Consider the following 19,903-nt stretch of genomic DNA (forward strand, 5'->3'; position numbering starts at 1 on the left):
GAGTGAATGAATGCGAATCAACAAATTTATTAGTGAGACAGGCTATTGTTCCCGGAGAGAGGCAGACAAGCTGGTCGACAGCGGGAAAGTAACAATCAACGGAGTTGTGGCTGTGCTTGGCAGTCAGGCGGGGGAAGGGGACGAAGTGCTGGTTGATGGGAAGCCTCTTCGTGCCAAAGGTAACACGGTATATATTGCATTGAATAAGCCTGTCGGCATTACCAGTACGACAGAGCAGCACATTGAAGGAAACATCGTGGATTTTGTGGGTCACAAGGAACGCATCTTCCCGATTGGGCGGCTGGATAAGGATTCGGAGGGCCTGATCCTAATGACGAATGATGGAGACATCGTAAATAAAATACTGCGCGCTGAAGGAAAGCATGAGAAGGAATATATCGTGACCGTAAACAGGCCGGTGACAGAATCTTTCCTGAGAGGTATGGCAAGCGGTGTGAAGATTCTTGGTGAAAGAACACTGCCTTGTACGGTGACTCGCATCTCGGACAAGACCTTTCGCATCATTTTGACCGAAGGGAAGAATCGGCAAATTCGACGAATGTGTAGTGCGTTTGGATATGAAGTGCGCAAACTGAAGCGTATTCGTATTATGAACATTCATCTCGGATCCCAGGCAATAGGTACTTGGCGAGAATTAAGCGAGCAGGAGAAATCGGAATTAGGGAACCTATTGAATTACAAGCTGCTCTAAAAGCTCAAGATAAGGCGTTATTTCATAGCGTCAGCATAAAATTCACACTAAGCAAGCTGAAAATAACCATATAATAAAGCCTCCAACCCGACCTAAGACGGGAATGGAGGCTTTGTTAGTACATATCTATCCGTTGAGCTAGCGCTACTCAACTACTCAACACTCATCGTGCTAGAGCTGCTTGTGTATTTACGAATAATCGAAATTTCGACACGCCGATTCTGAGCTCGCCCTTCAGGCGTATCATTAGAGGCGACAGGGTGATATTCACCATAACCGCTAGGTGTAAATTTTGAAGGATCCAGATTCGTATTTAGCAGCATAATTTTCAAGAAATTCAAGGCACGGTCGCTGCTCAGGTCCCAGTTATCATTGTATTGTGCATTGTTAATAGGCATATTATCCGTGTGACCGGTAACAATGACATCATAGTCAGGAAATTGCTGCAGCATGCGGGATATGTTCTTAGCCATAACTCTTGCCTCAGGCTTCACTGTCGCTTGCCCTGAAGCAAAGACGGCATTGTCTGCTATGGTGATCATGAGCTGTGATTGATTTAGCTTCGTATCCAGCTGATCGGTCAGCCGATTCTCGCTGATATATTGATCAAGCTGCTTCTTCAGCTTCTCCAGCTCTTCCTGCTCTTGCTTCGCGAGCTGGGCCTCTTGGGAAGTCTCAGGATTCTTTGGCGGAGTTGTTTCGCTGCCTAAGTCCATGCTGGGATCGGTGGGAAAGGCAGATTTGTTATCCAGAACGCCTGTACCACCGTTGAGCGCACTGCTTAAAGCACTTGCCATTTGTTCAAACTTCTGAGCATCGATGGAGCTCATGGAGAACAGAGTGATGAATAGGGCCAGAAGCAATGTCATCAGGTCGGAATAAGGCAGCAGCCAGCTTTCGTCTACATGCTCTTCATGATCTTCATGTCTTTTCTTAGTCTTTTTCACCTGTGCTTCCCTCCTTGCTTGCAAGCTCTGCACGTTCGCTCGGGGTCAGGAATACGGACAACTTCTGATTGATCGCAATGGTGGATACACCGGATTGGATGGACAACAGGCCTTCGACCATCATTAACTTAAGCTCGGTTTCTTTTTTGGAAATACGCTTGAGCTTATTCGCAATAGGATGCCAGAGCACATATCCTGTAAATATACCTAACAGGGTAGCAATAAATGCAGCAGCGATGGCATGAGCCAGCTTGTCCATATCACTTAGATCACCGAGAGCGGCGATAAGGCCGACAACAGCGCCAAGAACACCAAGTGTAGGAGCGTACATGCCCATTTGAGAAAAGATCAATGCCCCTGTCTTGTGTCGTTCCTCAGTTGCGTGAATATCTTCCATCAAAACATCACTGACAAATTCCTGATCATTACCGTCTATAATCATCCGCATTCCGCTGCGCAGGAAAACATCGTCGATCTCGTCTACCTTTGCCTCAAGTGCGAGGAGCCCTTCACGACGGGTAATGGATGCCCACTCGGAGAACATGCTGATCAGTGAAACTTTGTCAATCATCTTCTGCTTCACGAAGACGACTCTAAACAGTTGTGGTATCTTTTTGACCTCTGACATGGGGAAGGCCATAAAAATGGTAGCCATCGTACCACCGAAAATAATCAGGTAAGCTGCAGGGTTGTTCACCAAATTAATGAGTGGCGCACCCTTAAAGATCATACCTAAAACTAGGGACACTAACCCTAGTATCAGTCCAATAATTGTTGAAATTTCCATCATACACCTCATCCATGAGATTTAATCTGAATCCTTTCAAGATATCCCTTTGATTTATAATATTTATCGACACGTTATTCATTTTTGTGAAGGGTTAATTTCCGGTATAATAGAAACACGATATTAAAAATGGAGTGAACACACGAATGGGTGTAAAACATGGACGCGAGTATAGTGACATATTAGAGGATTTGATTAAGGCAATTGCCAAAATTCCGGATCGATACACTTTCTTCGAGATGGAAGAAGAGGACTGGGAGCGGCTTGGAGCTGCAGACAGAGGCGAGGTGGATGAAGCGCTTGCAGAAGATTTGTTCTACGCGCTGGGAGGCGAATCCATGATTACTGTAGGCAGTGGAGTCGTTATTCATGATAAGGAGAACCATCGTCTGAATATATTAATAGGCGAGGATGAACTGGATTTCGTAGCTCTGATTTAGGGCTTTTGGGGAGCTGGAATTAGGATCGCTTACATGATAAGATGGAACACGATAAGCCGTTTACCACTAGCAAACGGGTTCCTTATTGTAAGATATCAGTAAATATAGAGACAGAATTGCACCTAAGCTTGCTGATATGCTTAGCATTCTTTTACTGCATAGTGCAGTACCTGTATTTACGTGAGGCACCTGGTCTGCTGAATGTAAGTACGTCTTATCAAGGAGGTTGGATTGAAACGATGGTCTTTACACAAGAGGAAGTAGAAGCTCATCTTGATAAACTAGAGGGCTGGGAGTACGAAGAGGGTCGCTGGATTGTCCGCAAATTCACGTTCACCAGCTTCATGAAAGGGATTGCCTTTGTTGATGAAGTCGGATTAATTTCGGAGGCATTCAATCATCACCCTTTTATTACCATCGATCATAAAGTGGTGACGCTGCGGCTCACTTCATGGGATGATGGAGGAATAACCGCGATCGATATTAAAGAAGCACAACAATATAATGAAGCTTACGATAGAATGATGCAAAATTAAGTAACGATGAAAGTAACAAAACACGCCTGTAAGAGTGGGTTCTGATGACAGATACCAACTCTTTGCAGGCGTGTTTTATTTAAGGTTATACGGCTTTACTTCTTCTCGGACAGCCATAGAGCAAGGTTCGCAATCTCTTCTTCAGTAAGCTGACCTTCAAACGCCGGCATGCCGCCGCCTGTGCCTTCACTAATAATCTGGTACAGTTTATTGGCGTCATGTTTTGCACCAATGGTTTGCAGTGACGGTCCCATTCCGCCTTCCAGTTGATTACCGTGACAAGTAATACAGCTTGCCTTCGCCTTCTCCTCTGCAGCAGCAGCATCTAGAGTTACCTCAGGCATTGCCCGTGGCTGCTCTTCCTCAGTCACATGTTCTCTTCCTGGAACCGTAAACATTAACACGAGGGCAAAAGCGCAAGCGAAGAAAAATAACCCACTCATGATCCATTTCTTCATTCGTTGTGTCCTCCTACTATGTACAATCCTTCATTTATTATAAAGGATCATGAACTTGCTTCATAGTATTTTATGGTAAATATTTAAACAAAAGTTAGGAGAGACAATCATGTCTATTTAAGCTTTGCTCCTTCATACACCATACAGAAGAACAGCTTAGGGCCCTCCGGCGTAAGGCGCTCATAGGTATCATGAATGGCAAATCCTGCTTTTTCATAAGTGCGAATCGCTCTTTTATTCCAGGTTAGAACCTCAAGATCAATATCGTTCTGCGGGTTCCGGACTGCGGCTTCCTGTACAATCGAGTTGACAAAGGAAGTCCCCATTCCCTGTCCGCAAAGATCGGGTCTCATTCCGAGACCAAGCCGGGTCACACCGGTTAAAGGAAATAATTGAGCGAATCCGTATAACTCACCTGCATCATTTACAATAGATAAATACTGCGTGGCTCGAAGTTCAGGGTCGCCAAATTCAATCTCAAGCGCCTTCATCTGCTCCCAGGGCAGCCAGCCATATATGTTATAAGGAGGTTCGTACTGCCAAGTGCAGATCTCAGCTGCATGCTCTTCACTCATAGGAAGAGCATGAAAGGTAGTTCCTTTCTGCGTCATGTCATCGTCTCCTTTATAGATGTAGACTCCATATAGTTCAAGAACAACCCGAATCAATTTCATAAATCATTAAAAAGGTGAGTTTGATCTATATATACCCTTGATTTAAGCAGCTAAAGGTATTATCAAATTGATTCACCCTAATATAATATAAAAAGCCCGAAGATGGATTACTATTTAGTAATCAAATCTTCGGGCTATGAGGTTTGTTCCAGCACAGTGTTCCTTAATCTAATGCAGCTGTTTCGTATTCTTCCGTACTCATAATTCGTTTTGCACCAATGTAACGTTTTTCATAGTAGCTCTCGTCCAGCTTGCTGATAATAACTCCTTTAGAAGAGGAAGCATGTGCAAATTTACCTTCACCTACGAAGATGCCGACATGGGATACACCTTTTCCGCTTGTGTTAAAAAATACGAGGTCGCCAGGTCTCATTTCAGAACGGGATACAGACTTGCCCATTTTGTATTGAGATCCAGATTGATGAGGCAGATCGATGCCGAGTTTATCAAATACATACATGGTAAAACCAGAGCAATCAAATCCGTTTAAAGTAGTACCGCCATATTTATATTCGGTTCCTTTAGCGCTATCAATGACCTTGTCCATTTTGGAATCGGCGAATGCACTTCCTGTTCCGATGGAGAATGCAATAGCAAGACTCAGTGCTGCAGCAGTTAGTGACTTTTTCAAGAAAAAATAATCCCCTTCCAATGCCTGCGAGGTTAGCTTAAGGATTCGGTAGAAGGTTCCCCTATGATCACTTACGTTGCGAGATCAATTCACCCATAAAAGTGGTTCCCCCGCTTCCCAGATGCCAGGAATTTGGCTGTTTCTTAAGATGTGCATCTGTGAAAGTCGCTCACTCTTGTAAGACTATGTACTTAGTTAAATGGTAAAAGTTACAACAATTATTACAAAGTTGTTACTAGAAGTTCTGGGCCTATTGTAACAGAGGTTGTGTAAATTTGGCAATCGTTTTTTAGAGAAAATATTACAAAAAATAAGTCTCGCTCTAGGAGAAGAGCGAGACTTATAAAGTTTTTTGACGTTAGGTGCGATAAATAAACAGGCGGATTGACTTTATTTCTACGTTGAAAGCGTTATATTCGCGCTGGGTGCGGTTTTTGAAGAGAGGAGACAAGACAATAAATTTAGGCATCATCGCTTTTGGATTGCCAAATACTGAACTGGGAACTTATCTTCCATACATTTATGAGCGATCGTATTAGATGATAAGACTGCTGGAGAATCAGGGCTAAAAGTCCTGTCCAAATGAGCGATACGGCAGTGAAAGCACTGAACAGTATGAAGGCAAGTGCACTAAGTGTCAGGGCAACTCCAGTGACAGGAAGCGCATGGCGGATGCAGACCCATACTGCACTAAAGCCGCTTCGATTGCCTGTAAGTCCAAACTGTACATATAAGAGCAGCTGCTTGATAATGTAGGCGTAAATGATCCATAAGATAACGTAAGGAGCTGCCTGTAGAAGGATATTCTGGTTGTAGACCGCATTTAGGAGGAGTGGAAGCACCTTCGGGATGATCCAGTAGGCAGGCAGCAGCAGCAGTACAATCTCGATGATATAGAGCAGTGATGTCTTTTTCCAGTGCTTAAGGGTCCCGCGAAAGAAGGAGAAGCCCTTGGTGCTTTCATCTTCATGAAGACTGTGAAACAAGCCCGCCCGAATCAGCGGAGTGATGAGCATCCTTAAAATAAACATGAGGACAAGCAGCCAAACATAATCATGGACTGTGGAGCTGGTACTCAAGCTGATCTGCCCCTCTAACCAGAATAAGATCTGGCTAAGCTCATGTGGCGGGGGATTCGGGTAGCGCATTAGCAAAGGGATGACCGCAGAGGACACCATCTTATACAGAAGAACACCCCACAGCAGTTGGTACAGAAACAGGAATATAACGATTAGGAAATGACGCTTGACCAACTTAAAACCTTCGGAGAGATAAGATTTCATCCGCTATACACCTCACCATGACAGACTTCCGAGCAAGAGCTCCAATACTTTGGTAATACTAATGTTAAACCGGGTCTCCAATGCTTCATCCCCTTCAGCTTTTAAGTAGTTGTTCATATGCTTATTCTCAAGTGTAATGGAGTACTCTGGATCGACCATTGCCCAAACCAGAGGAGACTTATAAGTTAGGTTGTAGATGATCTCTCCACCTTTTCCGTCCCATTCCTTGCGGATCATATGCCCATCTTCAAAAGTGAATACGATAGGAATCTCTGAGTAATCCGCTGCATTCTTTGCAACTCTGATCGAGGAAATGTAGCTCGGCTCTTCGGGTGTTCCCTGTTCCTTGATGGAGATGGAATCTACAGAGAAATCAGCCATTTGGTTACCGTAAATATATTGGTCAAAATAAGTGTCCCAGGATCTGCGGGTAACCTGCTCCACCACCTTTTGGAATTGAGCGGTGGTCGGGTGCTTGAACCGATACTTGGCAGCATAGGTAGCCATAATCTGGTCCATCTTCTTGGTGCCAACCTGCTGTTCTATTCCGAGGAGGACCAGTTTGCCTCTTGTGTATACATTCTCTGCATAGTGATTATGAGAGTTAAACTTCCACGATTCCTGCGTAAGCGGTGCAGGTGAGCTCATCGAAGCAGATTGCAGCGGAAGGTTGGGGGTTAGTCCATACTCCTGCTCCATGAGGCGATCTTCTGCATAGGAAGTGAATGCTTCATCCAGCCATGCTTCTTCAAATTCGTTGCTCGCGATCATGCCATAGAAGTATTGATGACCAATCTCGTGAATGACCGTTCTCTCTAGTTCATAACCAGGGGAGGTGTCATTCGCGCCAAAAGCAGTAATCAGAGTCGGATACTCCATTCCTCCCGCACCGTTCGCTTCGATAGGCGGAACAACGATGGACAGGGTAGAATAAGGGTATCTGCCATACCATTCGCTATAATTGGACAGTGCAGACTTAGCTGCGTAAAAGTATCGATCCTTCAGATCGGCATGAGCCGGATCAAGATACAGCTTGATGCGTACTCCTGGAACATTGGGTGAGGAGAATGGCTCCTCAGCTACGATAAAATTCGGTGAAGCAGCCCAGGCAAAATCATGGACATCATCGGCATAGAACTGGTAAATTCTCTGGCCATCCTGCTTAGTATAAGGCCTGGTCGGGAATCCGGTAGCAGCCACGATATAATCCTCAGGGACCTTTATCCGCACACTGTAAATTCCAAAGTCTGAATAAAATTCTGAGTTTCCATGATACTGGTGGAGGTTCCATCCTTCCGTTGTTCGATTTCGTCTGCCTACAGGTTCATAGACACTTATTTTAGGAAACCACTGACCTGCCATGACAAATTCATCTGCTGTACCCATCCGAGCAAAAATTTTAGGGAGCTCCACTTCAAATGCTATGTTTAATGTGATGCTTTCGCCCCCTTTGACAGGCTTGGGCAGACGAACCTTCACAAGGCTGCGGTCGTTCATATTACCATCGTCCGGCTGGACATACTGGATGCGATGCAATAAGGATAATCCTTCTGTCGTTTTGATCTCGGTAAGCTTCATGGAGCCATAGCCATCCTTCGGCATAGCATCACCTCGAAGCTTTCCGCCGGACTCCTTCATAAAGGTTGTCTGATCGGATGAGAAAGCATTAGGATATAGATGAAAATATAATTCATTTACGGTTTTGGTTCCCGGATGAGTCCAGGTCATGATGGAGGTACCTTTTAAGGTGTTCTCTTCGGTCAGCTGCACATCAATGTGATATTCGACAATGCGGTCGCTCAGTACCTCAGCTCGAGGAGTTTGGACGCTTTCCTGTACCGGTGCAGGTGCTGGAGCAGCCCCAGGCTTGGCCGTATTTGGTACGAGAGCAGGTAGAGCATCCGGTGAGCCGTTTAGACTGAGTAGTAGTGTGCCGCCTAGGACACAAACAGCAATAATAGAAGATAGAATAACTTTCGCGCGAACTGGGGTCATACATTATATACCTCCCGTTGACAAGCATCTAAGGCATATATATGTTTGCAATGGGACAAATATTAGTTAAAATATTGGTATCAACTTTTGGAGGCCATAATCAATGGAACAAAACGGACAAAGTGGACAAAGCGGCAAGAAACAAATTGCCTTGAATATTGTAAGCAGCAAGAGCAAGCATAAGGGATTCGGTGCAGGATCCATTGATCTGAACAACGTATCTCCTGTCATTATTGATGCTGGAGAGGCAAAGATCGATATTGGTGCGATGCATGCGAAGAGCAAAGTGGAGCGGGGAATCAAATTCTCTGCGGATAAGACAGCTGTGCCGAACGGCCGCCAGGTATGGCTAGTATGGGTGGCAGTGGACCGTACTCCGGAAGGGCAGCTGTATGCAGGCGCAACTGCATGCGAAATGTGGATTGATACGGAAGCGAGACGAGGCTGGAAGATTCTTGCGGATCATGTTAACAAGATGGATTATGCAATGAAGCGTCGGATCATGCTGGATGAGATGGGAGCCGAAGAGAAAGCAGCATTGAAGAAGCTGCTTATGGCTCATAATGAGGACTGGTGGAATGCTTCTCCGGAAGAACTGAAGCAAGCGCTGGATAGCTGATATTGTCGTTCACACAAAAGAAAAGAGCCGCAGAGCTGTAGATCATCAGCTCTGCGGCTCTTTTGTTGTTATATATACCTTTGCCACAGGCACGGAGTCAACTCAGAACGTATGAAGCCTGGGTTCAAAGGTTATTTGGTCCACCAATTTTTAAAGTGATCCCACCAAGAATTATCACGTTCTCTCTCGATATCCTGCTCAGTTGAGTCTTGTTCTGGCTCAGCATAATGCTCAGTACAATATTCCGTCGGCTCCGTGCCGCGAAGGAATACTTCGAGCCTGCGATTTTCACAATAATTACCGGCAAGCTTGCCCGTTGTAGGATCGATATATACACTGGCCACTCCTTCTGGCACAGGAAATACTTTTGGAGGCACATTCTCAAGCGCCTTCTCTGTGTATTCTGCGAAGATAGGAGCAGCCCTGCGGCTCTCTGTAGTCGTAATCTCTTTCCCTTCATCGTAGCCAACCCACACGGCTGTTGCTAATTCAGGCGTATATCCAACCATCCAGGCATCTGAGCTCGTGGTCCCTGTCTTGCCCGCGACAGGCCTTGCGAGCTTGTTAGCTACCCGGTGAGCTGTGCCTCCCGTATCAAATACGCTCTCCAGCAGGTTGGTCATCACATACGCCGATGCCGGATCAACGACCTGTTCGGGAACCTGGTCCGGAACTTTATAGACGATTCGATCAGCTGCATCGGTAATTTTAAGCACGGCGACAGGTGCATTTCGCTGTCCTTCATTGGCAAGCACGCTGTATGCCGAAGCCATTTCAAACACGCTCACAGGCGAGGTGCCGAGGGCAAGCGAAGGTACTCCGCTGAGCGAGCTGGTTATCCCTAATTTATGGGCCATGGCGATGACAGGCTCATATCCGATTTGCATCAGTGTACTTACTGCATAAATATTATCTGAAACGGCAATGGCCCTGCGCATATCAATCCATCCGAGATATTTCTCGCCGAAATTGCTGGGCTCATAGGTCTTCCGGTTATTATCGTAGTGAAACACGGTTGGCTTGCTCTCGAATAGAGAAACACTAGTCAGCTGCTTCGATTCAATGGCCGTTAGATACATGATCGGTTTGAAGGAGGATGCCGGCTGGCGATTACCGGCCAGCGCATGATTATACTGACTGGTCAGATAATTGGTGCCGCCTACCATTGCCTTCACATGCCCATCACGCGGATCAATGGAGACAAGACCCACTTGAAGTTTGCTCTCCGGGTCCATAATGCTGGCCACCGTTTCTTCAGCCGCTTTTTGCATTCGCATATCAAGGGTCGAGTAAATATTAAGTCCTCCGTGATCCAGGCGCGAGGAATCAATGCCCAGCTCATTAATCACCACATTACGGATATAATCACGGAAATATGGTGCCTCTTCATTTGTTTTCCGTTCACTTTGCGGCTTGATCTCCAGCATTTCATTATATGCCTTGTCAGCCTCGGCCTGTGTAATATTTCCAGTATCAACCATAGCACTGAGAACAATCTTCTGCCGATCCTTTGCTTTCTTCATATTATTATACGGCGAGTAATAAGTGGGTCCTTTGGGAACACCGGCGAGAAGTGCACTTTCTGCGAGCGTAAGATCTGTAGCCGACTTGCCAAAATACAGCTGAGATGCCGCTTCGATTCCATATGCCCCGTGACCATAGTAAATTTCATTAAGATACATTTGAAGAATTTCGTCTTTTGTAAAATTCATTTCAAGCTGGGCTGTATAGACAGCCTCTTTTATTTTTCGCGACCAGGTCTTCTCATGCGTGAGATACAGATTTCTGGCAAGCTGCTGTGTCAGCGTACTTGCGCCTTGTGCCATGCTCATTTCCTTGATGTTCACGAGTATGGCTCTTCCCACGCCGACAATGTCAAAGCCGTGGTGCTCATAGAATTTGCGGTCCTCGACTGCAATTGTAGCCTCTTTAAGCTCAGGAGCGATTTGATCCAGCTTCACAGGAGTCGAATCCTTCCCGCTGGAGGAGAATGTGGCGATGACCTCGCCGTTGATATCAAACAGCCTTGAATTTCGGTCATTATCTGCGAGAGGGAGGCTCGTAGCGTATAGATAAATGACAAGCACTGTAGTTAGCACAATGCCCGTGAGCGCCAGGATGCCTAGTACTTTCAGAACCTTTATGGTGCGGCTTGTCTTCTTTTTCGCTGATTCTTTAGATTCTGACAAATGGAGCCCTCCCTTCATTCCAAAAATAACCTCATGTACCAGTATGGGACTAGGTCCTATTCATTATTCATAGCTATAAAGATTCTGTGCATAGCAGATACGGGTAAAGGTTAACATAAACTCTAATTCGTGCTACTAGGGGGTGTACTTGTGTATCTGCTTCATATTTCTATTCTTCTTCCCATTGCAGCAGGGATTGGGATTGCATTTATGAAAGGTTTGTCACACCGTTTTCACCTGGGATGGGCGGTTCTGATCGTACCGTTGATTCTGTTTGCCTATTTTCTGAGCATGATTCCTGATGTGCGGGATTACTCCTTATTCTATGAATCCATTCCGTGGATTCCATCCCTTGGCATTTATTTTACAGTCTATTTAGATGGATTAAGTCTATTGCTGTCACTGCTCATTACAGGGATAGGCACTCTGGTTGTTCTATACTCTGTCTACTATATGGAACGTGGTCAGGCATTGCATCGGTTCTATTTGTATCTGCTCCTGTTTATGGGAGCTATGCTTGGAGTCGTGCTCTCAGACAACATGATGGTGCTATACGGTTTTTGGGAGCTGACGAGTATTGCCTCTTTCCTCTTGATTGCATTTCATCACAGTAAGGAAGAGTCGATCCGCGGTGCACAGAAGTCGTTTCTTGTAACGGTCTTCGGCGGATTTGCGATGCTGACAGGGTTCATTATGCTGTATTTGATCAGCGGCTCATACAGCATAAGAGAAACGATTGAGTCTATCTCCTATATAGACGATCATTCACTCTTTATCCCTGCGCTTATTCTGATTCTGATCGGTGCCTTTACTAAATCCGCACAGTTCCCATTTCATATTTGGCTGCCGGACGCGATGGAAGCGCCGACGCCAGTGAGTGCATACTTGCATTCAGCCACTATGGTCAAAGCAGGTATTTATATTGTCGCCCGGTATACACCGGTCTTCGGCGGAGAGGCCGTATGGTTCTGGCTTGTCTCCCTTACAGGAATCCTAACGATGGCTTACGGTTCGCTAATTGCAATCAAGAAGACGGATCTCAAAGCCATTCTAGCGTATTCAACCATATCCCAGCTTGGGCTCATCATGTCATTGTTCGGGTTGGGCTCGGCAGCTCTATACTTTGGATACGGGTCGGAATCCTTATTATATACAACAGCAACAACGGCAGGCATATTACATTTGTTCAACCATGCGCTGTTCAAGGGATCGCTATTTATGATGGCAGGGATTGTGGACCATGAGACAGGCACCCGGGATATTAGAAAGCTTGGCGGACTTATGGCAGTCATGCCGGTGACCTTCTCGATTGCTCTGATCGGCACATTCTCTATGGCAGGTCTGCCGCCATTCAACGGATTCGTTAGTAAGGAGATGTTCTTTAAGGCAACGCTTGAAATTACAGAGCTGAATATATTCAATCTCGAAGCCTGGGGATTAATATTTCCCATCCTCGCCTGGATTGCCAGCGTGATGACCTTTATATATTCCCTGGTTATCGTGTTTCGGACATTCCTTGGGACGAACAAAACCGAAATTCCTGTACATAAGCTTCATGAAGCGCCTATAGGAATGTTAATTCCACCCGTTGTTCTTGCACTTATGGTGCTGATTACAGGGGTATATCCGGATCTGTTATCTGGTGGGCTGATTGAACCGGCTATGGCTTCTGTTCTGTCTCCGCTGCTGGCTGAAGGAGAACGTTTCGATGTGCATCTGTATCTATGGCATGGGATTACATCCGAGCTGTGGATGACCTTAGGCGTTGTTATTCTTGGAGGAGTTATCTACAAGTTCCTGCCCAGATGGAAGACTCAATACGAGGAATACATCCCAAGATATACCGTCAACCGATTTTATTCAACTGCTTTCAGAGGACTTCATCGATTTGCGAAGCGATGGACACAGACCTACATGAATGGATCGCTGCGCAACTATTTAATTTACATCTTTGGCTTTATGCTGATCCTGATCTTCTATGCATTCTGGCGTGCCAGCGATATACAGTGGAATTTCAGCGGATATGAATCGTTTATGACTTATGAAAATATTTTGCTCGCGGGATTAATTATTACGGCGTTATGCATTCCGATAGCCAAACACAGGTTATCTGCGGTCATCCTGACAGGGGCCGTGGGTTATCTTGTAACCTTGTTTTTTGTGCTCTTCAGAGCGCCGGATCTGGCGCTGACTCAAATGGTGGTCGAAACGGTGTCGGTTGCACTTTTCCTGCTCTGCTTCTATCACCTTCCTGAACTAACACCCAAATCAAGCAGGAAATATCAGGCTTTAAACCTGGTTATTGCTATAGGTGTAGGTGTCATGGTTACCTTAATCGCCCTGGCAGCAAGCGGAACGCCTCAGCTAGCTTCCATTTCCGAGTTCTTTACGAGGGAGAGCTATAACCTTGCAGGCGGTAAAAATATCGTCAACGTGCTTCTGGTTGATTTCCGCGGCTTTGATACGCTGCTGGAGATTATGGTACTCGGTGTTGCTGCGCTTGCGATCTATTCGATGATCAATCTTAATCTGACGGGCAGAGATCTTGGGTCGAAGCACCAAGCGTTACCGAAGAAGGAAAAGGAAGAGGAGGATCAAGCGAAGGATAAGAGCCTAACGGTCAAGCCAGATAATTGGAACACCGTTCCTTTGCGAAGCAACGATGTATTCTTGCAGATGAGTACAAAGATCATTGTGTTTATCATCCTTGTATTCGCCCTATATCTCTTCTTTGCCGGACATCATCAGCCGGGGGGCGGATTTATCAGTGGACTTGTAACCTCTGCCTCGCTTGTTCTTATGGCAATCGCGTTCAACACGGATACGCTGCGGCGAATACTTCCTGTAGACTACCGCTATGTCATTGCATGGGGTCTTCTTATATCGCTGGCAACCGCTGCTGGATCTTTTCTGTTTGGTGTTCCGTTTATGAGCCAGACATTTGATTATTTTGATATACCGATATTGGGTGAGGTCGAACTTACGACAGCTCTGATCTTTGAGGCAGGAGTATTCATGTCCGTGGTCGGTGTTACGATGACCATCATTTTGCAAATTGGGGAGGACCGATGACTATGGAAATTATAATGAGCGTTACGGTAGGTATTCTATTTGCAGTAGGCGTGTACCTGATACTGTCTCGAAGCTTGCTGAGGCTTGTGCTGGGAATATCCATCCTATCACATGGGGTTCATCTATTGCTCATGACAATGGCTCGTCTGAAGACAGGAGCACCTCCGCTGCTGGGAGAGCATGCCGAGAATTATGTGGACCCTCTTCCACAGGCACTGATCCTGACTTCCATTGTTATTAACTTTGGACTGCTGTCCTTCTTCTTTGTTCTTGCCTATCGTTCGTATCTCAAACTGAAGACCGACGATATGGAGGAAGTAAGGGGGCCGAAATATGAATAATCTTGTGGTTCTGCCGATCTTCATCCCTGTTCTAACAGGGATTCTTCTCATTCTGTTTATGAAGTCGGTAAGAATACAGCGCTGGATCAGCGGGATTAGTACCGTCATCGCTCTTGGCATCGCGATCCTGTTGTTCACGCAAGTATCCGTTTCAGGTCTCCAGCTGCTCAACATGGGGGGATGGGCAGCGCCTTATGGCATTGTGTTTGTAGCTGACACCCTCGCCTCTCTTCTTGTACTCGTAGCCTCCATTATTGCGGTGGCTTGTATATTCTATGCATTCAAAAGTGTCACTCAGGAGAGGGAGAAATACCACTTTTACGTGTTCTTTCAATTTCTGATGGCTGGCGTCAACGGTTCCTTCTTAACCGGAGATCTATTCAATCTATTCGTCTGCTTTGAGCTCATGCTGATTTCTTCCTATGCGCTGCTGGTGCTGGGGAATACGGAAAGGCAGCTGATGGAGTCATTAAAATATGTGCTGATCAATATGGTATCCTCCTCCTTCTTTGTTGTTGGCATTGGTTATCTGTATTCCGTTGTAGGAACCATAAACTTGGCTCATTTATCGGTGAGGGTGGCTGAGGTAGGGCAAGATGGTATTTTGGGAGTTATCGCCGTCCTATTCCTGCTTATTTTCAGCATAAAAGCCGGATTATTCTTGTTCTTTTGGCTATCCGGATCCTATGCTGCTCCGCCGGCTATCGTAACTGCACTGTTTGCAGGCCTTCTGACAAAGGTAGGTTTATACGCCATTGTGCGGATGTTTACGCTTGTGTTCTATCACGATCCCGAGTTTACTCGGCAGATCATTGGCTGGATGGCAGGTGCCACAATGATACTGGGGGTTATCGGAGCGATTGCCTATAAGAATGTAAATAAGATTCTGGTGTACAACGTCGTTGCAGGGGTAGGTTTTGTGGCCTTTGGGATGGCAGCAGATAACAAGCTCGCGCTCGAAGGGCTTATGTTCTATTTATTGCACGACATGATCATCAAAACCCTGTTGTTCTTGCTGGGTGGAGCCTTAATTGCTGCTGCCGGAACGTCAAGTCTTAACAATATGGGCGGGCTCATCCGCAGCTACCCGCTGCTTGGCTGGATGTTCTTTGTGGCCGCGCTTGCCCTGGCTGGTGTGCCTCCGTTAAGCGGATTCCCAGGCAAGCTGATGCTTTTTGAAGGGGGCATTGCTGCCGGGCTGTACGGGTTGACCACGATTGCGGTTATCGCGAGCTTCCTGATGCTGTACTCGCTTCTGCGAATCTTCATCTATGCTTTCTGGGGAAAGGGGCAGACCATCCATTCGGATGAGCCTCATTACTCCATCAACCGGATGCTCATTCCGGCAGGGGGGCTGTTTATTATTGTGATCGGGATGGGGCTGTTTGCAGAGGCACTGTATCCATCCTTTTCGACGGCGGCACATGTATTGATTGATCCTAGCCTGTATGTCAATAAGGTACTGAAGGGGTGGTGATTGGATGTCCAGGCAGATTATTCTCAATCTACTCATCACTTTGCTCTGGATGATGCTGAATCATTCTTGGAGCGGTGCAAGCTTCTTTGTAGGGTACACGCTTGGTTTATTGATCATTTTTGCATTTCGGCGATTCTTTCCTGAGCCCTTCTATTTAAAAAAACTATGGGCCGCCTTAAAGCTGATCAAGCTGCTTATTGTAGAGCTGTTTCGTTCCTCGTTTGAAGTCATTTCTCATATCGTGAAGCCGAAACTGGACATTTCGCCAGGCACCTTCAAATATGAAACAGACCTTCGCTCCGAATTCGAGATTATGCTGCTGTTTCTGTTCATCTCACTGACGCCAGGCACGATGCCGCTTGAGATTTCCAGAAACAAGAGAACCATTTACATTCATGCGTTCCATATCCCGGACGAAGGGAAGATTGCAGAGGATATTAAGAATACGTTTGAGAAAGCGATCATGGAGGTGACGAGATAATGCTGACCATTGTTCTTAGCATTTCACTGTTGCTGCTGGGTGTCGCCATTCTCGGGTGTCTGTATCGTGTTCTGAAGGGGCCTTCCATGGCCGACCGCATCACGGCACTCGATACGATTGGTATTCACTTGATCGGAAGTGTTGCGGTGCTGTCTATGCTGTTTCATACCCAGGCCTATGTGGATATCATCCTCTTAATTGGTATCCTGGCGTTCATCAGTACTGTAGCCTTTGCCAGGTTTATTGAAAGGGGGCTTGTACTCGAAAATGACGATGATCTTTAGCGTAATTGTTGGTCTCTTGGTCTTGTTTGGAGCAGTTTTGAGTGTGCTGAGCACCTACGGACTCATCCGGCTCCCGGATGTATACCTTCGTGCGCACGCAGCAACAAAAAGTAATACACTTGGTATTTTGTGTATCTTATCCGGCGGATTTTTGTTCTTTATAGTCTATGACGGCTATGTGAGTGCAAGGCTGCTGCTGGGCATTCTGTTTGTCTTTTTGACAGCTCCTGTTGCAGGGCATTTGAATGGTCGCGCTGCCTATCGTACCGATGTTCCGTTATGGAAGGGAAGCACGCTTGATGAACTGGCAAAGGCCCTTAAAGGGAAGAAACGACAGCTCCTCGAGAACGAGGAAATTTCTGTGGATTCACTTGAGCCGGAGCCGAACAGAAATCAGACAAAGCATGAGTGAACTCCCCTGAAAATAACGCAATATAGCAGTATCTTTACAGCGATTTCAGATTTAACGTATAATGCAAAAGTGCATGGGTTTTGTACAACATAGACGGGAAATCCGTAGCTCCTATTCGCTTGTATATGCTGTTGGATAGAAATCCAGGTGAAGGCTGCCGGCTGAACACTTATTCTAATCGAGAGAAGGTAATAACGATGGAATTGTGGTTTACGGAGAAACAAACCAAAAATTTCGGCATTACAATGAAGATTCACGAAACTTATGTGAATGAGAAGACGGAATTTCAAGATCTGGCTATGGTCAAAACCGAGGAGTTTGGCAACATGCTGCTCCTTGACGGTATGGTAATGACGACAGAAAAAGACGAATTCGTATACCATGAGATGGTTGCGCATCCGGTTCTATATACGCATCCTAACCCTGAATATGTTCTTGTGGTTGGCGGTGGTGACGGTGGAGTCATCCGTGAAGTGCTCAAGCATCCTCAAGTGAAAAAGGCGGTTCTGGTTGATATCGACGGCAAAGTAATTGAGTATTCCAAAACCTATTTGCCAAGCATTGCTGGCAAGCTGGAAGATGCCCGTGTCGAAGTGCTCGTAGGTGACGGCTTTATGCACATTCACGATCACAAAGATGCTTATGATGTCATTATGGTAGATTCCACGGAGCCGGTAGGCCCTGCGGCCAATCTGTTCACACGCGGCTTCTACCAAGGAATTTACGAGGCATTAAAGGAAGACGGCATCTTTGTTGCTCAGACGGACAACCCTTGGTTTAAGGCTGATCTGATACAGAGCGTGAACAAAGACGTGAAGGAAGTGTTCCCGATCGTTCGTGTATATGGAGCGAATATTCCAACCTACCCAAGCGGTCTGTGGACTTTTACTATGGGAAGCAAGAAGTATGATCCGCTCGAAGTCGACGAGTCTGCGATCCCAGAAATCGATACTAAATATTATACTCCGCGTCTTCACAAGGCAGCGTTTATGCTGCCAAAATTCGTGGAAGATCTGATTAAATAAGGAGAATTAGCTTAACATGAAAATCGATCAAGCGTACTCTGGAAATGTGTTTATTTGCAGTTCCGAAGATTATGAGAATTCCAAAGCCGTTATCTACGGCATGCCGATGGACTACACTGTCAGCTTCCGTCCAGGTTCACGTTTCGGTCCGGCGCACATTCGCCAGGCTTCCGTAGGACTTGAAGAGTACAGCCCTTACCTTGACAGAAGCATCGTAGATCTGAAATATTTTGATGCAGGAGATTTGCTGCTGCCTTTCGGTAATGCAAGCCGCAGCTTGGATATCATCCGGGAGTATGTCGAAGGTCTCCTGACAGACGGCAAAATCCCGGTTGGTCTTGGTGGAGAGCATCTGGTTACTTGGCCTGTACTTGAAGCAATGTATAAGAAATATCCTGATCTTGCGATTATTCATATCGATGCCCATGCGGATCTTCGTGAGCATTATGAAGGCGAGCCGCTGTCCCACTCTACTCCAATTCGCAAAGCAGCGGAATTGATGGGAGGCAAGAACATTTATCAATTCGGCATCCGCTCCGGTTCAAGAGAAGAGTTTGCCTATGCACGTGAGAATATCAACTTCTATCCATTTGAAGTGGCAGCTCCAATGAAGGAAGCATTGCCGTCTATGGGAAGTCGTCCGGTTTACGTGACGATTGATATCGACGTGCTTGACCCTTCGGCAGCTCCAGGTACAGGAACGGCAGAGGCCGGCGGAATTACGTCCAAGGAACTGCTTGAAGCGGTTCATGCGATTGCGAGATCGAGTGTCAATGTCGTGGGATTTGATGTCGTGGAAGTGGCGCCGATCTATGACCCAACGCAGCAGACGCCAATCGTTGCATCCAAACTGATCCGTGAAATGCTGCTTGGCTTCGTCAAGTAGTCTGTACAATATTACACAAATTGAGGTTTGTGAAGCACCCTTTCATCCCCTGATCGAAGAAGATACGATTAGGGCTGTTGGGGTGCTTTTGTATGCGAGTTATAGTTTTACGGCATCATTTAGATAGACAGGCAGGATTTTGATTTGAACAATAAGACCAAAATCTATAGAATGAACTAAGGAAAGAAGCGAAAGGAACGCTTTTTTAAGGTAGATAGGGGACGATAGAATCATGTCAGGATGGAATCCCGTCAAGGTTCATATTTACAGTATGGCTGACGGCGAGAAGGTTATACAGACATTTACCGGAGAGGCGATCAGGAAAGGCAGCGCCCTCTATGTACGATATGAAGAAGAAGAGCAGGTTCCCGGGGGGAGCAAGACTCGAAATACCATTAAGGTAACGGAACGCAGCTTGAAGCTGATTCGCCATGGCGGAATAGAATCGGAGCAGAATTTTGAGCTGGGTCAAAGGCTGCCCGGCTTCTATAAATCACCCTATACTTCGTTTGCTTTGTCTACAGATACGAAGAAGCTTGAGATCAGCACGGCAGGAATGTCGGCCAAGCTTGCTTTTCGCTATGATCTATATATGTTTGAAGAGAAATCAGGACATTTTGATATCAGTATGGAAATACAGGAGGAACTTTAATT

At 46.0% G+C, this 19,903-nt stretch carries 21 protein-coding genes and 1 riboswitch; of the genes, 13 read left to right on the forward strand and 8 right to left on the reverse strand.

All coding sequences use genetic code 11. The annotated features are described in order from the left end of the window. Positions 1 to 10 precede the first annotated feature (10 nt). Positions 11 to 712, forward strand: a complete 702-nt coding sequence (locus ACFQ3J_RS26420; protein ID WP_251584854.1) for a pseudouridine synthase — start codon at positions 11 to 13, stop codon at positions 710 to 712. A gap of 152 nt (positions 713 to 864) precedes the next feature. Here the strand turns inward: ACFQ3J_RS26420 and motB are convergent, their stop codons facing one another. Together motB and motA are read right to left on the reverse strand one after the other, a co-directional pair. Further along, positions 865 to 1,659 carry a flagellar motor protein MotB gene (motB, locus tag ACFQ3J_RS26425; RefSeq protein WP_251584852.1) on the reverse strand — a complete coding sequence of 265 codons (795 nt, stop codon included), beginning with the start codon at positions 1,657 to 1,659 and terminating at the stop codon, positions 865 to 867. After that, a complete protein-coding gene (gene motA, locus ACFQ3J_RS26430) occupies positions 1,646 to 2,446 on the reverse strand; it encodes a flagellar motor stator protein MotA (RefSeq protein ID WP_091161829.1) in 801 nt (266 codons plus the stop codon). The genes motB and motA overlap by 14 nt, the downstream gene beginning before the upstream one ends. Before the next feature lie 146 nt (positions 2,447 to 2,592). Between motA and ACFQ3J_RS26435 the strand changes: the two genes are divergently transcribed. Both ACFQ3J_RS26435 and ACFQ3J_RS26440 read left to right on the forward strand, forming a co-directional pair. Then, positions 2,593 to 2,886 (forward strand): hypothetical protein, encoded by a 294-nt coding sequence (locus tag ACFQ3J_RS26435; RefSeq protein WP_251584850.1) that lies wholly within the window; start codon positions 2,593 to 2,595, stop codon positions 2,884 to 2,886. 239 nt (positions 2,887 to 3,125) lie between these two features. Further along, the gene (locus ACFQ3J_RS26440; protein WP_047914350.1) at positions 3,126 to 3,422 is read left to right on the forward strand and encodes a 4a-hydroxytetrahydrobiopterin dehydratase; all 297 of its coding nucleotides are present in this window, start codon (positions 3,126 to 3,128) and stop codon (positions 3,420 to 3,422) included. Between the two features lie 95 nt (positions 3,423 to 3,517). Here the strand turns inward: ACFQ3J_RS26440 and ACFQ3J_RS26445 are convergent, their stop codons facing one another. The 5 genes from ACFQ3J_RS26445 to ACFQ3J_RS26465 all read right to left on the reverse strand — a co-directional run bounded on the left by ACFQ3J_RS26445 (position 3,518) and on the right by ACFQ3J_RS26465 (position 8,463). Next, positions 3,518 to 3,880: a c-type cytochrome gene (locus ACFQ3J_RS26445; RefSeq protein WP_091161826.1), complete on the reverse strand. Its 363-nt coding sequence runs from the start codon at positions 3,878 to 3,880 to the stop codon at positions 3,518 to 3,520. Positions 3,881 to 3,993: 113 nt separating this feature from the next. Then, a complete protein-coding gene (locus tag ACFQ3J_RS26450) occupies positions 3,994 to 4,491 on the reverse strand; it encodes a GNAT family N-acetyltransferase (RefSeq protein WP_251584848.1) in 498 nt (165 codons plus the stop codon). Between the two features lie 226 nt (positions 4,492 to 4,717). Further along, positions 4,718 to 5,185, reverse strand: coding sequence for a C40 family peptidase (locus ACFQ3J_RS26455; protein WP_091161823.1), 468 nt, complete (start codon positions 5,183 to 5,185; stop codon positions 4,718 to 4,720). 6 nt (positions 5,186 to 5,191) lie between these two features. Then, a riboswitch (cyclic di-AMP (ydaO/yuaA leader) is annotated at positions 5,192 to 5,333 on the reverse strand. 313 nt (positions 5,334 to 5,646) lie between these two features. Further along, the gene (locus ACFQ3J_RS26460; protein ID WP_251584846.1) at positions 5,647 to 6,468 is read right to left on the reverse strand and encodes a hypothetical protein; all 822 of its coding nucleotides are present in this window, start codon (positions 6,466 to 6,468) and stop codon (positions 5,647 to 5,649) included. Between the two features lie 12 nt (positions 6,469 to 6,480). After that, positions 6,481 to 8,463, reverse strand: coding sequence for a M1 family metallopeptidase (locus ACFQ3J_RS26465; RefSeq protein WP_091161820.1), 1,983 nt, complete (start codon positions 8,461 to 8,463; stop codon positions 6,481 to 6,483). A 103-nt stretch (positions 8,464 to 8,566) separates the two neighbouring features. Here ACFQ3J_RS26465 and ACFQ3J_RS26470 point away from each other — a divergent pair, with 103 nt between their 5' ends. After that, complete coding sequence (locus ACFQ3J_RS26470) at positions 8,567 to 9,082, forward strand: YwhD family protein (protein ID WP_091161818.1); 516 nt, start codon at positions 8,567 to 8,569, stop codon at positions 9,080 to 9,082. 131 nt (positions 9,083 to 9,213) lie between these two features. On the opposite strand, the gene ACFQ3J_RS26475 is transcribed toward ACFQ3J_RS26470, so the two are convergent. Next, positions 9,214 to 11,271, reverse strand: a complete 2,058-nt coding sequence (locus ACFQ3J_RS26475; RefSeq protein ID WP_251584844.1) for a transglycosylase domain-containing protein — start codon at positions 11,269 to 11,271, stop codon at positions 9,214 to 9,216. Positions 11,272 to 11,421: 150 nt separating this feature from the next. On the opposite strand from ACFQ3J_RS26475, the gene ACFQ3J_RS26480 reads away from it, so the two are divergent. The 9 genes from ACFQ3J_RS26480 (at position 11,422) to ACFQ3J_RS26520 (ending at position 19,901) form a co-directional block, all read left to right on the forward strand. Beyond that, a complete protein-coding gene (locus ACFQ3J_RS26480; RefSeq protein ID WP_251584842.1) occupies positions 11,422 to 14,343 on the forward strand; it encodes a Na+/H+ antiporter subunit A in 2,922 nt (973 codons plus the stop codon). A gap of 2 nt (positions 14,344 to 14,345) precedes the next feature. Then, on the forward strand, positions 14,346 to 14,684 hold the full coding sequence (locus tag ACFQ3J_RS26485) for a Na(+)/H(+) antiporter subunit C (protein ID WP_091161812.1): 339 nt from the start codon (positions 14,346 to 14,348) through the stop codon (positions 14,682 to 14,684). Then, entirely contained in the window at positions 14,677 to 16,161 is a 1,485-nt protein-coding gene (locus ACFQ3J_RS26490) for a Na+/H+ antiporter subunit D (protein ID WP_091161811.1), read from the forward strand. Before ACFQ3J_RS26485 ends, ACFQ3J_RS26490 begins: the two co-directional genes overlap by 8 nt. Positions 16,162 to 16,165: 4 nt before the next feature. Further along, positions 16,166 to 16,642 (forward strand): Na+/H+ antiporter subunit E, encoded by a 477-nt coding sequence (locus tag ACFQ3J_RS26495; protein WP_091161809.1) that lies wholly within the window; start codon positions 16,166 to 16,168, stop codon positions 16,640 to 16,642. After that, entirely contained in the window at positions 16,642 to 16,926 is a 285-nt protein-coding gene (locus ACFQ3J_RS26500) for a Na(+)/H(+) antiporter subunit F1 (RefSeq protein WP_091161808.1), read from the forward strand. Before ACFQ3J_RS26495 ends, ACFQ3J_RS26500 begins: the two co-directional genes overlap by 1 nt. Beyond that, positions 16,910 to 17,338 carry a monovalent cation/H(+) antiporter subunit G gene (gene mnhG, locus ACFQ3J_RS26505; protein WP_244533712.1) on the forward strand — a complete coding sequence of 143 codons (429 nt, stop codon included), beginning with the start codon at positions 16,910 to 16,912 and terminating at the stop codon, positions 17,336 to 17,338. The genes ACFQ3J_RS26500 and mnhG overlap by 17 nt, the downstream gene beginning before the upstream one ends. Before the next feature lie 197 nt (positions 17,339 to 17,535). Continuing rightward, a complete protein-coding gene (gene speE, locus ACFQ3J_RS26510) occupies positions 17,536 to 18,363 on the forward strand; it encodes a polyamine aminopropyltransferase (RefSeq protein WP_251584840.1) in 828 nt (275 codons plus the stop codon). Positions 18,364 to 18,379: 16 nt separating this feature from the next. Continuing rightward, positions 18,380 to 19,249: an agmatinase gene (speB, locus tag ACFQ3J_RS26515; RefSeq protein WP_091161805.1), complete on the forward strand. Its 870-nt coding sequence runs from the start codon at positions 18,380 to 18,382 to the stop codon at positions 19,247 to 19,249. 232 nt (positions 19,250 to 19,481) lie between these two features. Beyond that, positions 19,482 to 19,901: a DUF1934 domain-containing protein gene (locus ACFQ3J_RS26520; RefSeq protein WP_251584838.1), complete on the forward strand. Its 420-nt coding sequence runs from the start codon at positions 19,482 to 19,484 to the stop codon at positions 19,899 to 19,901. Positions 19,902 to 19,903 lie beyond the last annotated feature (2 nt).

The organism is Paenibacillus provencensis, assembly GCF_042678545.1.
GTDB classification, from domain to species: domain Bacteria; phylum Bacillota; class Bacilli; order Paenibacillales; family Paenibacillaceae; genus Paenibacillus; species Paenibacillus provencensis.

What these genes read in the sequence shown, in the direction of transcription:
- ACFQ3J_RS26420 (WP_251584854.1), top strand. Translation starts at nt 11, where the DNA reads ATGCGAATCAACAAATTTATTAGTGAGACAGGCTATTGTTCCCGGAGA.
- motA (WP_091161829.1), bottom strand. Translation starts at nt 2,446, where the DNA reads ATGGAAATTTCAACAATTATTGGACTGATACTAGGGTTAGTGTCCCTA.
- ACFQ3J_RS26435 (WP_251584850.1), top strand. Translation starts at nt 2,593, where the DNA reads ATGGGTGTAAAACATGGACGCGAGTATAGTGACATATTAGAGGATTTG.
- ACFQ3J_RS26440 (WP_047914350.1), top strand. Translation starts at nt 3,126, where the DNA reads ATGGTCTTTACACAAGAGGAAGTAGAAGCTCATCTTGATAAACTAGAG.
- ACFQ3J_RS26445 (WP_091161826.1), bottom strand. Translation starts at nt 3,880, where the DNA reads ATGAAGAAATGGATCATGAGTGGGTTATTTTTCTTCGCTTGCGCTTTT.
- ACFQ3J_RS26450 (WP_251584848.1), bottom strand. Translation starts at nt 4,491, where the DNA reads ATGACGCAGAAAGGAACTACCTTTCATGCTCTTCCTATGAGTGAAGAG.
- ACFQ3J_RS26460 (WP_251584846.1), bottom strand. Translation starts at nt 6,468, where the DNA reads ATGAAATCTTATCTCTCCGAAGGTTTTAAGTTGGTCAAGCGTCATTTC.
- ACFQ3J_RS26465 (WP_091161820.1), bottom strand. Translation starts at nt 8,463, where the DNA reads ATGACCCCAGTTCGCGCGAAAGTTATTCTATCTTCTATTATTGCTGTT.
- ACFQ3J_RS26470 (WP_091161818.1), top strand. Translation starts at nt 8,567, where the DNA reads ATGGAACAAAACGGACAAAGTGGACAAAGCGGCAAGAAACAAATTGCC.
- ACFQ3J_RS26485 (WP_091161812.1), top strand. Translation starts at nt 14,346, where the DNA reads ATGGAAATTATAATGAGCGTTACGGTAGGTATTCTATTTGCAGTAGGC.
- ACFQ3J_RS26490 (WP_091161811.1), top strand. Translation starts at nt 14,677, where the DNA reads ATGAATAATCTTGTGGTTCTGCCGATCTTCATCCCTGTTCTAACAGGG.
- ACFQ3J_RS26495 (WP_091161809.1), top strand. Translation starts at nt 16,166, where the DNA reads ATGTCCAGGCAGATTATTCTCAATCTACTCATCACTTTGCTCTGGATG.
- ACFQ3J_RS26500 (WP_091161808.1), top strand. Translation starts at nt 16,642, where the DNA reads ATGCTGACCATTGTTCTTAGCATTTCACTGTTGCTGCTGGGTGTCGCC.
- mnhG (WP_244533712.1), top strand. Translation starts at nt 16,910, where the DNA reads ATGACGATGATCTTTAGCGTAATTGTTGGTCTCTTGGTCTTGTTTGGA.
- speE (WP_251584840.1), top strand. Translation starts at nt 17,536, where the DNA reads ATGGAATTGTGGTTTACGGAGAAACAAACCAAAAATTTCGGCATTACA.
- speB (WP_091161805.1), top strand. Translation starts at nt 18,380, where the DNA reads ATGAAAATCGATCAAGCGTACTCTGGAAATGTGTTTATTTGCAGTTCC.
- ACFQ3J_RS26520 (WP_251584838.1), top strand. Translation starts at nt 19,482, where the DNA reads ATGTCAGGATGGAATCCCGTCAAGGTTCATATTTACAGTATGGCTGAC.